This window comes from Roseobacter sp. OBYS 0001, from assembly GCF_019654895.1.
Taxonomy (GTDB): Bacteria; Pseudomonadota; Alphaproteobacteria; order Rhodobacterales; family Rhodobacteraceae; genus Roseobacter; species Roseobacter litoralis.
On the sequence record NZ_BPES01000010.1, the window covers coordinates 135,062 to 148,491 of the forward strand.

Annotated in this window: 15 protein-coding genes; 8 read left to right on the plus strand and 7 right to left on the minus strand. The window is 58.4% G+C overall.

Features of this window, described 5'->3' with window-relative positions; all coding sequences use genetic code 11:
- From K5Q35_RS17420 to K5Q35_RS17430, 3 genes are all read left to right on the plus strand, one after another.
- Nucleotides 1-489: a HugZ family protein gene (locus K5Q35_RS17420; protein ID WP_220800663.1), complete on the plus strand. Its 489-nt coding sequence runs from the start codon at nt 1-3 to the stop codon at nt 487-489.
- 99 nt (nt 490-588) lie between these two features.
- Nucleotides 589-1,098 carry a hypothetical protein gene (locus K5Q35_RS17425; RefSeq protein ID WP_220800665.1) on the plus strand — a complete coding sequence of 170 codons (510 nt, stop codon included), beginning with the start codon at nt 589-591 and terminating at the stop codon, nt 1,096-1,098.
- 90 nt (nt 1,099-1,188) lie between these two features.
- A complete protein-coding gene (locus K5Q35_RS17430) occupies nt 1,189-1,614 on the plus strand; it encodes a hypothetical protein (RefSeq protein ID WP_013963364.1) in 426 nt (141 codons plus the stop codon).
- A 66-nt stretch (nt 1,615-1,680) separates the two neighbouring features.
- Here the strand turns inward: K5Q35_RS17430 and K5Q35_RS17435 are convergent, their stop codons facing one another.
- Nucleotides 1,681-1,911: a zf-TFIIB domain-containing protein gene (locus K5Q35_RS17435; protein ID WP_013963365.1), complete on the minus strand. Its 231-nt coding sequence runs from the start codon at nt 1,909-1,911 to the stop codon at nt 1,681-1,683.
- Between the two features lie 138 nt (nt 1,912-2,049).
- Here K5Q35_RS17435 and K5Q35_RS17440 point away from each other — a divergent pair, with 138 nt between their 5' ends.
- Nucleotides 2,050-2,757 (plus strand): hypothetical protein, encoded by a 708-nt coding sequence (locus K5Q35_RS17440; protein ID WP_220800701.1) that lies wholly within the window; start codon nt 2,050-2,052, stop codon nt 2,755-2,757.
- A gap of 6 nt (nt 2,758-2,763) precedes the next feature.
- Here K5Q35_RS17440 and K5Q35_RS17445 read toward each other — a convergent pair whose 3' ends face one another.
- Both K5Q35_RS17445 and K5Q35_RS17450 read right to left on the minus strand, forming a co-directional pair.
- On the minus strand, nt 2,764-3,165 hold the full coding sequence (locus tag K5Q35_RS17445; protein ID WP_220800667.1) for a DUF4864 domain-containing protein: 402 nt from the start codon (nt 3,163-3,165) through the stop codon (nt 2,764-2,766).
- A gap of 60 nt (nt 3,166-3,225) precedes the next feature.
- Entirely contained in the window at nt 3,226-4,809 is a 1,584-nt protein-coding gene (locus K5Q35_RS17450) for a lysine--tRNA ligase (protein ID WP_220800673.1), read from the minus strand.
- A gap of 172 nt (nt 4,810-4,981) precedes the next feature.
- Here K5Q35_RS17450 and K5Q35_RS17455 point away from each other — a divergent pair, with 172 nt between their 5' ends.
- Nucleotides 4,982-5,350: a tellurite resistance TerB family protein gene (locus K5Q35_RS17455; protein WP_044025720.1), complete on the plus strand. Its 369-nt coding sequence runs from the start codon at nt 4,982-4,984 to the stop codon at nt 5,348-5,350.
- Nucleotides 5,351-5,397: 47 nt separating this feature from the next.
- Here the strand turns inward: K5Q35_RS17455 and dacB are convergent, their stop codons facing one another.
- The 4 genes from dacB to K5Q35_RS17475 all read right to left on the minus strand — a co-directional run bounded on the left by dacB (nt 5,398) and on the right by K5Q35_RS17475 (nt 9,395).
- The gene (dacB, locus tag K5Q35_RS17460) at nt 5,398-6,897 is read right to left on the minus strand and encodes a D-alanyl-D-alanine carboxypeptidase/D-alanyl-D-alanine-endopeptidase (protein ID WP_013963370.1); all 1,500 of its coding nucleotides are present in this window, start codon (nt 6,895-6,897) and stop codon (nt 5,398-5,400) included.
- Nucleotides 6,898-6,979: 82 nt separating this feature from the next.
- Complete coding sequence (locus K5Q35_RS17465) at nt 6,980-7,579, minus strand: nicotinate-nucleotide adenylyltransferase (RefSeq protein WP_013963371.1); 600 nt, start codon at nt 7,577-7,579, stop codon at nt 6,980-6,982.
- Nucleotides 7,580-7,615: 36 nt separating this feature from the next.
- On the minus strand, nt 7,616-8,104 hold the full coding sequence (locus K5Q35_RS17470) for an MOSC domain-containing protein (protein ID WP_220800675.1): 489 nt from the start codon (nt 8,102-8,104) through the stop codon (nt 7,616-7,618).
- A 1-nt stretch (nt 8,105) separates the two neighbouring features.
- On the minus strand, nt 8,106-9,395 hold the full coding sequence (locus K5Q35_RS17475; RefSeq protein WP_013963373.1) for an alpha/beta hydrolase: 1,290 nt from the start codon (nt 9,393-9,395) through the stop codon (nt 8,106-8,108).
- A 416-nt stretch (nt 9,396-9,811) separates the two neighbouring features.
- Here K5Q35_RS17475 and K5Q35_RS17480 point away from each other — a divergent pair, with 416 nt between their 5' ends.
- From K5Q35_RS17480 to K5Q35_RS17490, 3 genes are all read left to right on the plus strand, one after another.
- Entirely contained in the window at nt 9,812-10,729 is a 918-nt protein-coding gene (locus tag K5Q35_RS17480; RefSeq protein WP_220800677.1) for a LirA/MavJ family T4SS effector, read from the plus strand.
- Nucleotides 10,730-10,922: 193 nt separating this feature from the next.
- Nucleotides 10,923-12,578: an energy-dependent translational throttle protein EttA gene (ettA, locus tag K5Q35_RS17485; protein WP_220800679.1), complete on the plus strand. Its 1,656-nt coding sequence runs from the start codon at nt 10,923-10,925 to the stop codon at nt 12,576-12,578.
- A gap of 325 nt (nt 12,579-12,903) precedes the next feature.
- Entirely contained in the window at nt 12,904-13,392 is a 489-nt protein-coding gene (locus tag K5Q35_RS17490; RefSeq protein WP_220800681.1) for a DUF4760 domain-containing protein, read from the plus strand.
- The last annotated feature ends 38 nt before the right edge of the window (nt 13,393-13,430 follow it).

Here is a 13,430-nt window from a genome sequence, read left to right on the forward strand (position 1 = left end):
ATGAGCAAACGCGACCCCTTCCGACCTGTTGACGCCGAGGCCCGCGCGCTGGCGCGCGATCTGATCGACCATGCCACTTTTGCAGCCCTCGCCGTGATCGAACAGGGACACCCCAGCGTGAGCCGCATCGCCTTTGCCACCGACCCCGATGGCGCGCCGCTGTCGCTGATCTCGGACCTGTCCTCGCACACCACAGCGCTGGAGGCACAAGCCGACTGTGCCCTGCTTGTGGGCGAACCATCTGACCGGGGCGATCCGCTGACCCATCCACGCCTGACGCTGCACGCGACGGCATGTTTCATCCCCCGCGACAGCGCCGAACACCCGGCCCTGCGCGCGTATTATCTGGCGCAGCGCCCCAAGGCGAAACTCTATATTGATTTCGCTGATTTCCGGCTGGTTCGCTTTGACGTCCGCCTCGCCCTGCTGAATGGTGGATTTGGGCGCGCGTATAAACTGACGGCAGAGGACCTCAACGCCACGCCTTGAGCAGAAGTTGTAACCTGTGAAATATCACTTTCGGGCCTTGTCCTCATCCTGCAATCGGATAGGTTGCGGGCCAATCCAATCAACCCTAAGAGGTGTGCTATGTCGCTTTTTTCCACCCGTTCTCTCGCCGTGATCGCCGCAGCGGTCCTTTCCACCGGTGCCAGCGCCGACACCTTCCTGAAATATGGGGAAGTCGAGGGCTGGAAGGTCTATATCGATCAGGAAAAGAAATCCTGCCTTCTTGAAACGGTCGATAGCGAAGAGAATGTCGTACAAATGGGCCTGACCGAAGACCGCGGTGTTGGCTATCTCGGTGTCTTCACCAAGGGTGAGACCGCCCTGAAAGCAGGCGACACCGAAGCGGTTGTGATCCTGATCGGTGAGAACATGTATGTCGGCGAGGCCACGGGCATGCGCGGCAACATCACCAAAGGATACTCCGGTGGTTATGTGCTCAGCGACAGCCCGCAGTTTGCCGAGGATCTGGCCCAGCAATACACGATGACCGTCTTTCCCGAAAAAGACTATGCCTTCACCATGGACCTGAGCGGCACCAAAAAGGCGATGGCAATGGCACGCGAGTGCACTCAAAAGCAGATCGGCGGGTAAAACCCCAACATCTCAAGGGCCGGTGGCACATCGCCCCGGCCTTTTTTGCGCGAGATTTGAGAACCGGGAACGCCGCCCTATGTTTCGAATATGCGCTGTGCCCTGCCCCTGATATTTTTAGCGACCACCTGCCCGGCGTGGGAATTCACTCCCGGCCAGCCCTGCCTGTTGAACCATGAGGCGCGTGGCACAGAGGTGGCGTTAACCTACGATCCCACCGCACCGCTCTACACGATATCCATCACCACGGATGCACCGTGGCCCCAAGCGCCGGTATTCTCCATGCGGTTTGATGGGCCTTCGGGGTTGATGATTTCAACCGACCGCCAGACCCTGAGCGCGGACCGCCGCACGCTGACGGTCACAGATCGTGGATTTGCAAATGTGCTGGACGGGTTGCAGTTCAACGACACCGCGACAGCAACATCCGGCACTGTAGCCGTGCGCTTTTCTCTCAGCGGTGCGGCCCAACCCGTCGCCGACTTCAGACTGTGTCGCGCCGAACCCGGCGTCTGACGAAGCCGGGATGCACATGTATCACAGTCAAACGCTGTCCGGAGTTTAAACCCCCACGAACCCCGTTTAGAAATCGAACAGCTCGTCTAGGAAACCACCGCGCTTTTTCTTTTTGTAGCCGCCACGGTCGTCGTAACCACGCGATGGGGCTGGGGCAGCAGGTGGGGCGCTCCGGTCGAGGATCTTGTCGAGTTCGCCACGATCCAGCCAGACGCCGCGACATTGAGGGCAATAATCAATTTCAACACCGCTGCGGTCGGTGATCACAAGGGTCGTTCCATCAACAGGGCATTTCATTGCGCTCTCCTTTTTCTCTGTCTTAAAGATAGGAAGTCTGTTTCGGATTTCACCCATGAGAAACATCAAAAATCCCTAAAAACGCGTAACCAATTTTTAACTCCCGTTAACCATGATGCAGTCTGGGAGACGAATGTGATGCGGTCTGTGGTTTTCGCGCTGATATTGGCCTTGGCGAGCGCATCTTCCGCGCAGGCCGGTGCGTGGCTGCGGGAAAAAGGCAAAAGTTTCGTATCGACCTCCGTGCAGACGACCGAGAACAACGGCAGCTCCGTCAGCTTTTACATGGAATACGGGTTGGGTGAAAAAGTCACCATCGGGGCCGATATCACCTATGACACTGAAATTCTGAATTATGTCGCGGGTGCGGACATCGCCGCCACGACGATCGAAGACGTGCCGATCGGATCTGGCATCCTGTTTGCACGCTTTCCTTTGGGCCCCGTGGACCAGCCCAACAAATGGGCCTTTCACCTTGGCATCGGGGCGCGGTACTTCGAGGCGGAGTTTCTTCAGGCCGCCGAACTGGGCCTGTCCTGGGGCCGTGGTATTCAGATCGGCAGCAAATACGGCTGGGTCAATGTGGACAGCAGCTATAATGACGCCGAAGCACCCGCCGAAGCGCGCATCAAAGTGGATGGCACGGTCGGTTTGGGGCTCACCGATAAAACCAAGGTCATGCTGCAGATGTTCAACACTTTCGAGGATGGTCAAAGTTTCTCAAAACTCTCCCCGTCACTGCTGTTTTCGCCCGGCAAGGGCCGGGTAACCTTTCAGTTCAGCAGCGAAATTCCGACCAAAGGCGGCGAGGCGTCGCTGAAACTCGGGGTCTGGACGGAGTTCTGATGCCGGTCAGGTGATGAAATCGGCCGCATCCAGAATCTGCACCCCATTGATACGCCAGCCGTTTTCAGTTTCGAGCATGCGGTAATCAAGGATATGCACCTTGCCTTCCATGTCCTTGATCCGAACCCGCTGCCAATGGATGCCGTCCTCAGTACGGTTTTCCAGATACTCCACCGTGTCGGGCCGCCAGACCATCGGATAGCCCTGCGTCACCATGCGCCTGAAATTCTCAGGCGTGGCGAAATAGCGTTGCAAACCGGGGCTGGCGTATTCCATCGCCTGCGCAAAATCATCTTGCTGAAAGGCCGACAGTTGGTTGTCGATCACATCGCGCATGTCCTTGGGGTTCGCCACCGCGCCAAAGGCGGCCAGAACCGAGAACACAACGCCTAAAACAACTGCACGCATGAGCTTTCTCCTTGATCGGTTAGATCAAGAGTAAACCGCCAAACCCATCCGGCAAGGGTGTCAGTCGTCGCTCAGCAATTCACCGGCAAGGGCGGCATCAATCAGAGCGACTGTTTCCTGCACCCCGTAAAGGGCGATGAAGCCACCAAAACGCGGCCCCTGCGACGCGCCCAGCAGCACCTCATAAAGAGCCGTGAACCATCCTCGCAAGGGATCAAACCGCTCGCGCCCGCAGGCATAAACGATGGATTGCAACGCCTCATCATCCACCGGACCGTCATAGGCCTTGAGTTGATCACGCAGGTCTTCCAGCGCCTCACGCTCCAGATCACCGGCCGCGCGATAGACTTTCTTCGGCTTCACGAAATCGTTGAAATACCGCACGGCGAAACCTGCCGCCGCATCCATATCAGGATTGTTTTCCGGATTGGTTTCAGGCGCATAGCGCTGGATGAACCCCCAAAGCTGCGATTTATCCTGCGCCGAAGACACGCTCGCCAGATTGAGCAGCATGGAGAATGGCACCAGCATGTTAGATGTCGGCACATCGCCCCCATGGATATGCCACACCGGGTTGTTCAACCGCTGGGTAATGTCCTGACCGGCATAGGCGCGCAATTGCTGGTGGTATTCGTCGACAGCTTTCGGGATCACGTCGAAATACATGCGCTTCGCCGTCTTCGGCTTTTGGTACATGAAATACGACAGGCTCTCGGTGCTGGCATAGGTCAGCCATTCATCAATGCTCACCCCATTGCCAGACGATTTGGAAATTTTTTGCCCGTTTTCGTCCAGAAACAACTCATAGGTGAAATGCTCAGGCGGGCGCTGGCCCAGGATACGGCAAATCTTGTCATAAATCGGCGTGTTGGTGGAATGGTCCTTGCCATACATCTCGAAATCCACGCCGAGGGCCGCCCAACGTGCCCCGAAATCCGGCTTCCACTGTAATTTGACCGCACCACCGGTGACGGGCAGCGTCATCTCTTCGCCGTCTTCGGTCTCAAAGGTGATGGTGCCCGCCTGCGCGTTGACCTCTTTCATCGGGACATACATCACGCGACCGCTCTCGGGATGGATCGGCAGGAAAATCGAATAGGTCTGGCGCCGCTCCTCGCGCAGGGATTTCAGCATGACCGCCATGATTTCATCGTATTTGGCAGCCGCGCGCAGCAAGACTTCATCAAACTGCCCGGTGTTATAGAACTCGGTCGCGGAAATGAATTCATACTCGAACCCAAAAGTATCCAGAAACCGGCGCAGCATGGCGTTGTTGTGCTCCCCAAAACTGGAATGCGTCCCGAACGGGTCCGGCACGCTGGTCAGCGGGCGTTGCAAATGCGCCGTCAGCGCTTCGGGGTTGGGCACATTGCCCGGCACTTTGCGCATCCCGTCCAGATCATCCGAAAAGCAGATCAGCTTGGTCGGAATATCCGAGATTTCCTGAAACGCCCGCATCACCATCGAGGTGCGCGCCACCTCGCCAAAGGTCCCGATATGCGGCAACCCGGAAGGGCCATACCCCGTTTCGAACAGGACATAGCCTTTTTCCGGCGCGTTCTTTTCGTATCGCTTGAGCACGCAGCGCGCTTCTTCAAAGGGCCATGCTTTGCTCGTCATCGCGGCGGTACGGGTGTCGGACATGATATATCAAACCTCTGGGTGTCGTGCCTCTTGCGCGACGTTCCGCCCGTCCCTATTGCCTTGTCATAGTGGCGTCAATAATCTGCGCCTGTAACCTTTTGCTGAAAGCACCCCTCCCTTGCCCGATACACCAGCCCATTCATTTTCTGCTCAGGACTGCCTTGTGGCGCTCATGATCGCTGTTTCCGCCTCTGACGAAGACATGCGCACCGCAGAACTCGTGAAAATTCAGGCTGCTGTGCAGCTGCTGCCGATCTTTTCCGACTACGACCCGGATCGGATCACTCATGTAACGCAGGTGGTCTTTGATCTGCTGGAACAGGAAGACGGTCTGGATGCGCTCTTTGGTCTCATGCGCGAAGGGCTGCCCGAACGTCTTTATGAAACGGCCTACGCTCTGGCCTGCGATGTGGCGGCCGCAGATGGCAAGCTGGGCGAAACCGAACTGCGCCTTCTCGAAGAGGTGCGCTACGAACTCGCGCTGGACCGGTTGCATGCTGCCGCCATCGAACGCGGGGCCCGGGCGCGCCATCTGACCTGACCCCAGCCCGATCGAGGGCGCAAGCCCGCCCTGCGACCAAGGGCCAACTACGCCGCCGAATCGTAAACCGCCCCCCACCGCATGATCAACTGCCGCTGCAGACGGCGCGCCCGTGTGGCATAGCTGCGCCCGCCGGGTGGACGCTCGCGCTGCGCGCGGGTGATGCCCGCCCGGATACCTTCGTCGGCGACAAAAATGGCAAAAACCAATTCGCGTCCCTCGGGTGTTGTGACATACCCTCCCAGACCCGAAACAAAATTCAGCGTCCCGGTCTTGGCATCCGCCTGCACTGGGTGCTCATTGACCAGACGCCCCTGCGAATCCAAGAGTTTCACCGGCTTGAGCAGCGGACGCAGCAAGGCCGCGTGACCAATGGCACCGAGGCCGCGCACCATATCCTGCGCGCTGACCCGGCTGTCGCCACCCAGTCCTGAGTGATCAACAAAGGCCGGGCTTTGCATGTTCAGCACATCCTTTGCCCATGCATTCATCTCGCGCGCCGACGCCGCAAGGCTGCGCGCCTGCCCGGTCCGCGCCTGCGTCGCCGCCATCCCAATCATTTCGGCGGTCAGGTTGTTTGAATACTTCAGCATCGCGCGCAACACATCACTGAGCGGCTTACTTTCAATCTCGGCCAGAACGGTCCCTTCGGGTGCCGCTTTTTGCATTTTGGCCGCGGGCAGAACGATCCCATGCGACCGGGCGAGCGTTGCAAACACCTCTCCCGCATAAAGCCCCGGACGCCGCACCGGCAGCCAGCGTGACCCGCCCGACCCCAAGGCGCCGCTTGCGACGGTCCAATTATCGCGGCCGTTCGCTTCCTCATAAGTGTAAATCGGCGCGCGCCGCTGCACGACCTTCATGCGGGCGATGTCCACCTCGGGGCGGTAGCGCCCTGCCCGCGCATCCATCGTCACCGTGTATTTGCCGCCCGCCCGTTTCCACTCGAAATGGACACGGTTGAAATTGAGCGCGATACCGGCCACCGCCGGGCTATAACCCACATGATCCGGCTGCTCAGGATCAATGGAACGCACCGTGGCAACGGGCCCTTCGTAGACACGGAAATCCCCTTTGACCTCGCGAATGCCCGCCTCTTTCAACTGCGCGGCCAGCGCTGCAAAGGCGCGCGTATCTGTGGTCGGATCGCTCCCGCCCACAAGAACCAGATCACCCCGGACCACACCATCCGTCACGCCGCCCGTCGCAATCACGCGGGTCTTGAACCGGTGCGCGGCCCCCAATGTGTCCAACGCATAAAGCGCCGTGATCGCCTTGGTCACACTGGCAGGCGCGATACCCAGTTCGGGGGTGCGCGCCTCAAGAATTTCACCGGTTTTGGCATCCGCAACCGCAAAGGCCACATCACCCGACAGCCGCGCCTTTTTCACCAGCGCCTCTGGACCCGGCGGGCGCAGCAGGCCACGGCCTTTCGGTGGGCGCACAGACACCAGCGGGGCACCGGCGGCCAGGGGTGTCGCAATCGTCGCCATCAACGCCTGCACCACAGCGCGCCGCGTAAAGCTCAAGGAAGGTTTCTTTTTCATGGGGGAATCCTACTCTCAGCCGGGGCGCAGAAACAACAGTGCAAAACCCATGATCTTGCACCAATTTCGGGCGATCATAGCCTCAGACCCAGCCGCCCCTCGACCGGATCGCTGATGAAGACTGCTCTACCATCGGTACGTTAACAAAACACCACGCAGGGGCTGCGGCGCGCCCCAAAAGCTGCGATGCGCGGCTGGGTATGCGCGCGCGGCCAAAAACCGCCGCAGCCGGGCTCATCCGCGCCGGTATTCTGTCGCCGGGACGGGCAAGAACCCCAAGCGGCGTGGTGCTGGCGATGTCACGCCAGCGCTGCCATTTGTGAAACTGCGCGAGATTGTCAGCCCCCATGAGCCACACGAAATGGACCCCCGGATAAAGTGCGGACAACTGATCGAGCGTCGCCGCCGTATAGCGCGTGCCAAGCCGCGTTTCGACGTCGGTGATGATCACGCGCGGGTGCTGCATGATCGCCTTTGCACGGGCCATCCGCGTGTCCAACGGGGCCGGACCCTGCGGTTTCAACGGGTTCCCCGGAGAGACCAGCCACCAGATCCGATCCAGACCGAACCTTTTGAGCGCCTCGCGTGTAATATGCGCATGGCCCTGATGTGCCGGATCAAACGAGCCGCCAAGCAGACCGATCACCTCACCTGCGCGCGCTTTCGGAAAGCCTTGTCGCACCCATCGCTCCCTTGCCTGATGGTCAACGCCCTACAATCAGGCCGGGGCCGTGCTTGTCAATGGCATGACTGCATCGCCACAGTTTATCTGACCGCTCTGCAACACGCGTGCACACCATCCGCCATGCCCGCGCACCGCCGAATAGCCGCCCGGCCCCAGGATTTCCTCCATGCGGCTGCACGGGGCGCAAATTCCGGTCACCTCCAACACGACGTCTCCGATCTGCAACTGCCGGTTCTTTAATGCAGCAAGGTTGATGCCCGATATCACGAGGTTGCGCCGCAACTCTTCGGGCGTCACCACACCCCGCCCAAGCATCGCGCCGATTACCGGCAGATGCTCCGCCTGAAGCAAGGTCACAGCGCGCTTTTGCGACGTTCCGTGATCGCCCGTCAGCCCAGTTGCGCCGACCTCGGCGCGCGCGCAGGCGACAAGAGGCGCACGGCGCGCGGGACGCAGGCCGATCCATGTCACCGCGCCGAGCTGCGCATGGCGCGCGATCAATGCCTTGAGCGGGCTGTCCATCCTAACGATCCGAGCCTTCAACGCGTAAATCCGGCAACCGCTCCAGCGGATAGTTCGGATGCAACTGCCAGAACCCATCCTCGCCCAACTCAAGCGGGCGCAGCGTCCCACCGGGAAAGGCGCGCGTGCGCAGCGCCAGCACAATATCGGACAGCACCGCAGGGTTATCGCGAAAATAGGAATGCCCCCCGCCCCGCACATTTTCCACCCGGATCACATGCACCAGTTCGGATTTACGCAACCGCGCCAGTTCCGCCGGGGGCAGGGATTCAGTGGTTGCCGCCCCCAGTCGCTGCTCATTGGTTAGGATCGAAGACAGCCGCAGCGCCCCATCGCGCGGGTTGATATAAATGTTGATCTGCTCAAAGGCTTCTGAGAACCGTTCCGCCTGCAAGCGTTGGCGCACCACGCCCGTGTCCAGATCGGCCGCCGCCAAAATCAATGTCCCCGTTTTCATCGCCAGTTTGGGTGGCTTGCCCGCCCCGCGATAGAAAATTACCTGCTCGCGCAGCGCCTTGGTCATGACATCCGTACCGCGGGAATGGGCCACGATATCGATGTCTTCCAACTCCGGGATGTCGGCCAACAGCCGCAACATCTCCTTGGCGTGGAAAACACTGAAATCACCCGCCTCGCGGTCCCGGAAATACCCCAATACACCGCCATTGCCCGCAGGCCAGCTGAACACGATCGGGATCGACTTGCGCCCGGCAAAATGCCACAGGTTCGCCAGCGTGGTCACGCTTTTGTCAAAGCCCGACCCGACACCATGGGCATAGAGCAGCACGCGTTTGTTCCCGGTGCGCAGGATCTCGGCGCGAATGGCGGCCTGAAACGCGCGCCCTTCCTGCGTATAGACGTCTTCCTCATCGGGGTCGAAAATCAGCGCCCCATCCGTACGCAGCGTGCTGAGCGGCACCGGGTTGAACTGCACGCTTTCTGCCACAGCAGAAACATCGAGCCGGGAAATCCGTCCGCCCCGATCAATATAGGTGCGCGTGACCAGATCGTCCCAACTGCTGGCACCGAACTGCACCTGTGCTGTTCCAAAAGCCATGCCCTCCGAACGCCCCGACCCGTAAATCTCAGCGCCTGCGCCCTCCTTCTCACTCAAACGATCCGTCAGATAAAAGATGCGCGGTGCGGTTGTCTGCAGCACCAGCGGCACGTCTTCGTTCGGGAAATTATGCCCCTCCGCATAAAGGTTCGGCGGCGGCGCAAGGCTGATGCTCTGGGGCACACATCCCGCGAGGACCAAAGCCGATGCCATCAGCGCGTGTTTGATCTGCATGCTGTCAGCCCCGCAATATGCCTTGTCTTTATCGCTACCATGCGGCGGCGATAAGTCAAATCACACTACATCACGGACGTTTACCTGCCGCCGTTGAGCGGCACCCCTCTGCAGCCCTGCCATCCGCCGTGCTCAGGGCACTGACGCCTTCGCCCGCCGCAACAGCCAATCACCTCACCTTGGCGCGAAATCGCAGACCCTTGCCGGACAGAGCAAACGTGCGAGTTCAGGTCCAACGCTTGAAAAGTGAGAAAACCCTCGCAACAAAAACCGCAGGCGTCTACGTTTGGGTGATGCGGTCTATTGTTCCAAACAACGCGCCCTGCATGGCGGTCAAAAGCACATCACCGTCCAGAGTGGAAACGCCGTTGCAGTTGCTGGCCGACCAAAGCCCGGTTGTCGGGAAACTGGCAGTGTTGCAAAAAGCAGCCAATCAACGCCCTGTGATGCAACGCTACGATGACCTGAGCAAACTCTATGCCGAAACCGATGACTTCGACGGCAAACAAGAGTGGATCGCGCATTTCACACGTGCACAGAAAATTCTCAACGATGGCAAATTAGTTCAGGCAAGCATCAGCAAGCTGGCCAAACAAATGGTTGCAAACGACACCGCCCTACATGAGACCTTGGAAACAGCGATGGCTGAACATTGGGGTGCTCAGGATACCGTCATGACTGGCATGGTGCCGCCTGAGACCTTTGTCGAGGTCGTGCAGGACGGCAGGCTGTTCCGCGACTACGTTGGCCAGCGTCACGGCGTCCACACGCATCAAATTCAATGGTTCATCCTCTATGATAATTTCGGGGACCGGGACCTCGTCCACACCATGTACCGCGAATCCGTACAGCCGCGTTGGAAAATAGGCAGCAAAAACATGTGGGACCGTATCGTGGACGGCGCGCAGGAAAAAAAAGGCGACAAGTACCTCAAGACAGGCGATTTTACAGTGCCAGAGAACCTGCAAACTTTTTTTGAGAACAAAGCACCGGGAAAAAGATCCATCAGAAAAGACAAGAAGCGGCGAAGGGCGCTACATCAGGTCGTCGAGGACTCCGCCGCGGCCCAGCCTGAGAGCATTCTTGCCTACCGGGAACTCTATCCTACCGTGGCGGATTACAACGACGCGCTGCGGGATGCGATCCCTGCCTTTGTCGGCCCTGAAGCCTCCCCAATGGCCATGATCACAGCGCTTAACGCCATACGGGACGAAAAGCTCATCCATCAGAAAGATGATAGTGCCCCAAGGATCGAATGGACGGGCTGGAAACGTGCCGACAACGTGGATGCGACCCACGTGTTCGAACCGACGGTAGGCAGGTTTCTAGACTAGGACAGGTTGGATGCCCAAGTCATTCGCCTGCGTTTACGGTCGCTGCGAAACCTCGCAAACTGTCATGATCTTTTGCTGGCCCAGCAAGGCGCACAACATCAAAAGCTGCCGCCAAACCTGAGGAGTTGAAAACACCTGTGGGCTGCCATATCAAGCGACAACTCAATTCGTCATATCCGCGAGGAACACCCCAATGGCCGCCTATCAATACGTCTATCACATGTCCGGCGTTTCCAAGACCTACCCCGGGGGCAAGAAGTGTTTCGAGAACATCCACCTGAACTTCCTCCCCGGCGTGAAAATCGGCGTCGTCGGCGTGAACGGCGCGGGTAAATCCACGCTGATGAAAATCATGGCCGGTCTGGACACCGAATTCTCCGGCGAAGCATGGCACGCCGAAGGGGCCACTGTCGGTTATCTGCCGCAGGAACCCAAGCTGGACGAGACGCTCACCGTGCGCGAAAACGTCATGCTCGCCGTCGCCGATAAAAAAGCGATCCTTGATCGCTATAATGAACTGGCGATGAACTACTCGGATGAGACCGCCGACGAGATGGCCGCCCTGCAGGACCAGATCGACGCCGACAACCTCTGGGATCTCGACAGCCAGATCGACGTCTCCATGGAGGCCCTGCGCTGCCCGCCCGATGACGCCGACATCAAATCTCTCTCGGGCGGGGAAGCGCGCCGCGTCGCCCTGTGCAAACTGCTGCTCGAAGCGCCAGACATGCTGCTGCTGGATGAACCGACCAACCACCTCGATGCGGAAACCATCGCATGGCTGCAAAACCACCTGATCGCCTATAAAGGCACCATCCTGATCGTCACCCACGACCGCTATTTCCTCGATGACATCACCAGCTGGATCCTCGAACTCGACCGTGGCAAGGGCGTGCCGTATGAGGGCAACTATTCAGACTGGCTGGAACAGAAAGCCAAACGCCTCAGCCAAGAGGCGCGCGAGGACAAATCCCGCCAGAAAACGCTTGAGCGTGAACTTGAATGGATGCGGCAGGGCGCCAAGGCCCGCCAAGCCAAATCCAAGGCCCGGATCAACGCCTATAACGAGATGGCCGAGGTCTCGGAACGTGAAAAACTCTCCCGCGCGCAGATCGTTATCCCGAACGGCCCGCGTCTGGGCTCCAAGGTGATCGAAGTCTCAGGCCTCGCCAAACATCTCGGCGACAAGCAACTGGTTGAGGGGCTCGACTTCTCCCTGCCCCCCGGCGGCATCGTCGGCGTGATCGGCCCCAACGGCGCGGGTAAATCCACGCTCTTCAAAATGCTCACGGGACAATTGGAACCGGACGCGGGCACCATCGAATACGGCGACACCGTCGATCTGTCCTATGTCGATCAGAGCCGTGATGATCTGGCCGCAAATGACAACGTCTGGGAGGCCATCACCGGCGGTGCAGAACTGATCCAGCTGGGCGATGCCGAGGTGAACTCCCGCGCCTATTGCTCGTCCTTCAACTTCAAGGGCGGCGATCAGCAGAAAAAAGTCGGCCTGCTCTCGGGCGGCGAACGCAACCGCGTGCACATGGCGCGGCTCTTGAAGGCGGGCGGCAACGTGCTGCTGCTGGATGAACCGACCAATGATCTGGACGTCGAAACCCTGCGCGCGCTGGAAGACGCCCTCGTCGATTTCGCAGGCTGCGCCGTGGTCATCAGCCACGACCGGTTTTTCCTCGATAGGATTTGCACCCACATTCTGGCATTTGAAGGCGAAGCCCACGTGGAATGGTTCGAAGGCGGCTTCACCGATTACGAAGAGGACAAGAAGCGGCGGTTAGGTGCGGATGCCCTGGAGCCGAAAAGGTTGAAGCACAAGAAGTTCGTCCGTTAACGTCTTGCCACCCGCAGACGGTTTGTTGATTAAGGTGTTTCTGTTATGCACCGGACTGCCGTCTGTAGGGCATTCACCGACCGGGCACCAATGAAATCGAATAGTACAAATGAACTAAGAAATTTAACATAATATCTCAAATGATGGCCGCATCGTAAATCATTTCTTAAAGACTTGACCGCTCTATTGACTAAACGGCTCGAAGCCATAATATTCACATGAAAGAGGCTACGATTGGTCTAGACCAAAAGTAAGCAAAGGATCAAATGCATGGTATCCGAAGGTTCTCGTGACTAACACTACGCCGTGTAGTGTAATTGAAACAATGAATGAGGCAACACAAACGATAGTTTGTGTTGCCTCTTCGTTTTCGTATCTATCGTTGGCAGGACCTGTTGTCATCGCAGTATCAGCATGTATCGCCTTTGCGGGATACCGGGCCAGCACTGCGATGGCACGTAAGCGCGCCACAATCGACCTTATAGAGAAAGTGGAATCGACAATCCTGTACAGAAAGATGCAATCCACCTTCATGTATCACCGGGAAGAGGGCACCCTAAAAAACCTGAACGACCCCAAAAACGAACGAGACCGTCAGGATCGAAAGGATATTCAGGACTTCCTCAACCACTACGAACTCGTTTCCATAGGCATAAAAAGTGATATCCTCGATAAAGGTATATATATAAAATGGATGGGCGGACCATTCGTTCGCGATTGGAATGCCGCGACAGACTTCATCCAACGCGAGCGATGGAAAGAAGATGATAAAAGTCCAAGCGGCTTTCGCTATCACAGTGACCTGCTCCCCTGAAAAGTCCGGTGTTTTGAGTTAGCCTGTTCTCCAAGTAA

Coding starts and splice junctions, on each gene's coding strand:
- K5Q35_RS17420 (WP_220800663.1), top strand. CDS start 1: ATGAGCAAACGCGACCCCTTCCGACCTGTTGACGCCGAGGCCCGCGCG.
- K5Q35_RS17425 (WP_220800665.1), top strand. CDS start 589: ATGTCGCTTTTTTCCACCCGTTCTCTCGCCGTGATCGCCGCAGCGGTC.
- K5Q35_RS17430 (WP_013963364.1), top strand. CDS start 1,189: ATGCGCTGTGCCCTGCCCCTGATATTTTTAGCGACCACCTGCCCGGCG.
- K5Q35_RS17435 (WP_013963365.1), bottom strand. CDS start 1,911: ATGAAATGCCCTGTTGATGGAACGACCCTTGTGATCACCGACCGCAGC.
- K5Q35_RS17440 (WP_220800701.1), top strand. CDS start 2,050: ATGCGGTCTGTGGTTTTCGCGCTGATATTGGCCTTGGCGAGCGCATCT.
- K5Q35_RS17445 (WP_220800667.1), bottom strand. CDS start 3,165: ATGCGTGCAGTTGTTTTAGGCGTTGTGTTCTCGGTTCTGGCCGCCTTT.
- K5Q35_RS17450 (WP_220800673.1), bottom strand. CDS start 4,809: ATGTCCGACACCCGTACCGCCGCGATGACGAGCAAAGCATGGCCCTTT.
- K5Q35_RS17455 (WP_044025720.1), top strand. CDS start 4,982: ATGATCGCTGTTTCCGCCTCTGACGAAGACATGCGCACCGCAGAACTC.
- dacB (WP_013963370.1), bottom strand. CDS start 6,897: ATGAAAAAGAAACCTTCCTTGAGCTTTACGCGGCGCGCTGTGGTGCAG.
- K5Q35_RS17470 (WP_220800675.1), bottom strand. CDS start 8,104: ATGGACAGCCCGCTCAAGGCATTGATCGCGCGCCATGCGCAGCTCGGC.
- K5Q35_RS17475 (WP_013963373.1), bottom strand. CDS start 9,395: ATGCAGATCAAACACGCGCTGATGGCATCGGCTTTGGTCCTCGCGGGA.
- ettA (WP_220800679.1), top strand. CDS start 10,923: ATGGCCGCCTATCAATACGTCTATCACATGTCCGGCGTTTCCAAGACC.
- K5Q35_RS17490 (WP_220800681.1), top strand. CDS start 12,904: ATGAATGAGGCAACACAAACGATAGTTTGTGTTGCCTCTTCGTTTTCG.